The sequence below is a fragment of the Methylobacterium sp. WL18 genome, from assembly GCF_008040015.1.
Taxonomy (GTDB): domain Bacteria; phylum Pseudomonadota; class Alphaproteobacteria; order Rhizobiales; family Beijerinckiaceae; genus Methylobacterium; species Methylobacterium mesophilicum.
Window position 1 is genome coordinate 1 of the sequence record NZ_VRVD01000433.1, and the last position, 4,042, is coordinate 4,042.

General features: G+C 70.6%; 4 protein-coding genes and 1 pseudogene. 2 read left to right on the forward strand and 3 right to left on the reverse strand.

The features are described from left to right. The first annotated feature begins 365 nt into the window (after positions 1 to 365). Both FV228_RS22330 and FV228_RS22335 read left to right on the forward strand, forming a co-directional pair. The gene (locus FV228_RS22330; protein ID WP_147856607.1) at positions 366 to 2,027 is read left to right on the forward strand and encodes an OFA family MFS transporter; all 1,662 of its coding nucleotides are present in this window, start codon (positions 366 to 368) and stop codon (positions 2,025 to 2,027) included. Positions 2,028 to 2,118: 91 nt separating this feature from the next. Then, positions 2,119 to 3,048 carry a LysR family transcriptional regulator gene (locus FV228_RS22335; protein ID WP_147856608.1) on the forward strand — a complete coding sequence of 310 codons (930 nt, stop codon included), beginning with the start codon at positions 2,119 to 2,121 and terminating at the stop codon, positions 3,046 to 3,048. A gap of 12 nt (positions 3,049 to 3,060) precedes the next feature. Here FV228_RS22335 and FV228_RS34850 read toward each other — a convergent pair whose 3' ends face one another. From FV228_RS34850 to FV228_RS22345, 3 genes and pseudogenes are all read right to left on the reverse strand, one after another. Then, positions 3,061 to 3,189 (reverse strand): hypothetical protein, encoded by a 129-nt coding sequence (locus tag FV228_RS34850; protein ID WP_281406521.1) that lies wholly within the window; start codon positions 3,187 to 3,189, stop codon positions 3,061 to 3,063. A 228-nt stretch (positions 3,190 to 3,417) separates the two neighbouring features. After that, entirely contained in the window at positions 3,418 to 3,585 is a 168-nt protein-coding gene (gene rpmG, locus FV228_RS22340) for a 50S ribosomal protein L33 (RefSeq protein ID WP_020092568.1), read from the reverse strand. Between the two features lie 106 nt (positions 3,586 to 3,691). Next, positions 3,692 to 4,042, reverse strand: a pseudogene (locus tag FV228_RS22345) (MFS transporter); the annotation flags it as partial.

Here is a 4,042-nt window from a genome sequence, read left to right on the forward strand (position 1 = left end):
GCCCGGTGCGCCCGGCGACCCGCGACCCGCAGAAGCTCGGCGAGGGCGCCAGCGACGCCGGCTGAACCGCCATCGTGGCGTTCGATCGGCCCATCCCCGGGCACCGGTCGAACGCGGTCGCCCTGAGCGGGGCGGCGACTCCCCCGAAGAGTGCCTGAGGGCTTACACCCTGCGCGCCGGCCCTTTGAATGAATGCAGGGCACGCCGATTTGGGTATCTCCGTATACGTCGCCCTCGAGTTGTATGCGGAACCGGTACCGATGACAGGTCGGACGCCGTTCGCGCGCTGGCACCGGCCAAGTTGAACGACTAAGCTTCCTCAGCAACACGACTCACGCAACGAAGTCGTGTCCGGAGGAATCTCGATGCGTTCAGACCTGGCGGGCGCGGTCGCGCCCGGGAGCGATCACGGCTGGCTGTCCCGTGAGCGCATCGTCGCCAAACCGGGCTTCAACCGCTGGCTGGTTCCGCCCGCGGCCCTGGCGATCCATCTCTGCATCGGCATGGCCTACGGGCTTTCGGTGTTCTGGCTGCCGCTGAGCCGGGCCCTCTCGGTCGGCCAGCCTGCCCCCGCCGCCTGCCCCGACATGGGCGTGATGACGGCGCTGTTCACCACCACCTGCGACTGGCGCGTCAGCGACCTGGTCACGGTCTTCTCCATCGGGATCGTGGTGCTCGGCCTGTCGGCCGCCCTGTTCGGTGGCTGGCTGGAGCGAGCGGGTCCGCGCAAGGCCGGCATCGTGGCCGCCCTGTGCTGGGGCGGCGGCTTCCTGATCGGCGCGCTGGGCGTCTACCTCCACCAGCTCTGGCTGGTCTGGCTCGGCATGGGCCTGATCGGCGGCATCGGGCTGGGCCTCGGCTACATCTCCCCGGTCTCGACCCTGATCAAGTGGTTCCCCGACCGGCGCGGCATGGCCACCGGCATGGCGATCATGGGCTTCGGCGGCGGCGCGATGATCGGTTCCCCCCTGGCCGACGGCCTGATCAAGACCTTCCGCAGCGCCGATTCCGTCGGCGTCTGGCAGACGCTCGCCGTGATGGGCGTCGGCTACATCGTGTTCATGCTGGGCGGCGCCTTCGGCTACCGGGTCCCGCCCGCCAATTGGCGTCCGACCGGCTGGACGCCGCCCGCATCCAGGAACGCCATGATCGCCTCGGGTCACGTCCACCTGCGGGACGCGCACAAGACCTTCCAGTTCTGGATGATCTGGCTGGTGCTCTGCCTCAACGTCTCGGCCGGGATCGGCGTGCTGGCGCTCGCTTCGCCGATGCTCCAGGAGATCTTCGGCGGCTCCCTGATCGGGCTGCCCGGCACCGGCTTCGCTGCGCTCGACGCCGGCCAGAAAACCCAGATCGCCGCGATCGCGGCCGGCTTCGTCGGCTTGCTGTCGCTGTTCAACATCCTGGGCCGGTTCTTCTGGGCCTCGATGTCGGACCGGATCGGCCGCAAGCTCACCTACGCGATCTTCTTCGCCCTGGGCGGCGCGCTCTACGCAGCCGCCCCCTGGGCCGCCGGGATCGGCTCGCAAGCTCTGTTCGTCGCGTTCTTCTGCGTGATCCTGTCCATGTATGGCGGCGGCTTCGCGACGATCCCGGCCTACCTCGCCGACGTGTTCGGCACGCAGTTCGTCGGCGCGATCCACGGCCGCCTGCTGACCGCGTGGTCGACCGCCGGCATCGTCGGGCCGTTCGTGGTCACCAAGATCCGGGAAGCGCAGGCCGCAGCCGGCGTTCAGGGCGCGGACCTCTACGGGCGGACCATGTACGTGCTGGCCGCGTTCCTGGCCGCCGGGTTCGTCTGCAACCTGTTGATCCGGCCGCTCGCCGGGCGGTGGTTCATGTCCGATTCCGAGCGCGCCGCCCTCGACGTCCGCGGCGCCGCCCCTGCCGTCCGGTCGTCGGGCTCGTTCGGCATCGACCGGGGCGGGTTCAGCGCCGCGGCTGCACTGGCCTGGGCGGTGGTGGGCATTCCGATCCTCTGGGGGATCGGCATCACCCTGTCGAAGGCGTTCATCCTGTTCCGCTGAGCGTGCGCCCGCCGCCGGTTGTGGCCGGACGGGCGGGCCACTAGGTTTCGGCATCCCAACCTGCGGGGCGCGCACCGCTCGGAATGCCTCCGTGATCGACAAGCTCGACTTCCTGCTCGCGCTCGCCCGCGAGCAGCATTTCGGCCATGCGGCCGAGACCTGCGGGGTGACGCAGCAGACCCTCTCGGCCGGCGTGAAGCAGCTGGAGAACCGCTTCGGCGTGCAGCTCGTGCTGCGCGGCTCGCGCTTCCAGGGCTTCACCCCGGAGGGCGAGCGGGTGCTCGAATGGGCGCGCCGCATCGTGGCCGACGCGCGGGCGATGCACGAGGAGGTCACGGGCCTGCGCCGCGGCTTGACCGGGCACCTGCGCATCGCCGCGATCCCCACGGCCCTGCCGATGATCGTGAGCCTGACCACCCCCTACGGCGAGCGCCACCCGGGCGTGCGGCTCACGGTCGAATCCGCTGCCTCCGCCGACATCTTCTCGCTGATCGAGAACCTGGAGGCCGATGCCGGGCTGACCTACCTCGACAACGAGCCGCTCGGCCGGGTCGTGTCGGTGCCGCTCTACCGGGAGCGCTACCGCCTGGTCACGGCGGACGGCGGCCCGTTCGACGGCCGCGCCAGCGTCACCTGGGCGGAGACCGGCCGCCTGCCGCTCTGCCTGCTGACCCCGAACATGCAGAACCGGCGGATCATCGACCAGCAGATCCGGGACGCAGGCGCCGATCCGGCCGCGACCCTCGAATCGAACTCGATGATCGTGCTGATGACCCACGTGCGCACCCTGCGCTGGGCCTCGATCATGCCGGAGATTCTGGTCGATGCCCTCGGGCCCATGGCGGGGGTGCGGGCGATCCCGATCACCGCCCCGGACCTGGAGCACACGATCGGCCTCGTCGCCCCGCGCCGTGAGCCCTCGACCCCGATGGTGACCGCCCTGGTCGCCATCGCCCGGACCCTGGCGCGGACGCTGGATCCGGAGCTCTCCGGCTTCTCCGGCGCGGCGCCGGATGCGTGAGAGGGGGCGCGTTCAGGCCGGCGCGAACAGGCCCCGCACCAGCCCGCGGACGGCCCGATAGGGAATCAGCGGCAGCTTGAGGACGAGGCGGGCCGTGAGCACCGCCAGGACGGTCAGGATCGTCAGCAGAATTCTGAACACCGTGCGCGCTCCCGTGGCCGGTCCGGCCAGTGCGGAGGGAGACGAATCCCGGCGCCGGGTCAGGCAGCGCCCGGAACGCGGCGAGACTATGGTCCGGCGTCGCCCCGGCGCCGTCCACGGCGCCGGGCAGGATCGTTCGTCACCCCGTCCCGGCACGGCGCGAAAAAAGCCGCCCCGTCTCCGGAGCGGCCTTGCGGTAGCAGCTGGACCGGGATGGGTCCCGCGGGCTTACTTGATCTTGGTTTCCTTGAAGTCGACGTGTTTGCGCGCGACCGGATCGTACTTGCGCATCGTCAGCTTCTCGGTCTGCGTGCGGGAGTTCTTCTTGGTGACGTAGAAATAGCCCGTGTCGGCGGTGGAGACGAGCTTGATCTTGACGGTGACGGCCTTGGCCATGGCGCGGCGCTCCTGCAGGGTGCGGCATTCCGCGTGAGCGAAACGCAAATGGCCGGGAAGGCCCGGCCGAATACGGGCCGGTCAATGCCCGATCGGACCCGGCAGGTCAAGACCGCGCGGCCGATCGCTCCATCGTGGCGAGGCTCAGCGAGAAGGCCAGGAACAGCGCCAGCAGCGCCCACGCGAAGCCGTGCGGCGGCACCAGGTCGAGCCCGCCGCCGATCAGCGGCGGCCCGAGCATCAGGCCGACATTGTACAGCACCACGAAGGCCGCGTTGGCGCCCGCGAGGTCGGAGGCCGGGACCCGGTCGCCCAATGTGGTCAGGCCGACCGTGTAGAGCGTCCCGGCGATGCCGCCCCAGGCGAACAGGACCAGGCCGAGCGCCATCGGCGACCCGGAGGCCAGCGGGATCAGGGCTGAGCCCGTCGCCCCGGCGAGGCCCGCGCCGAGGAGCAC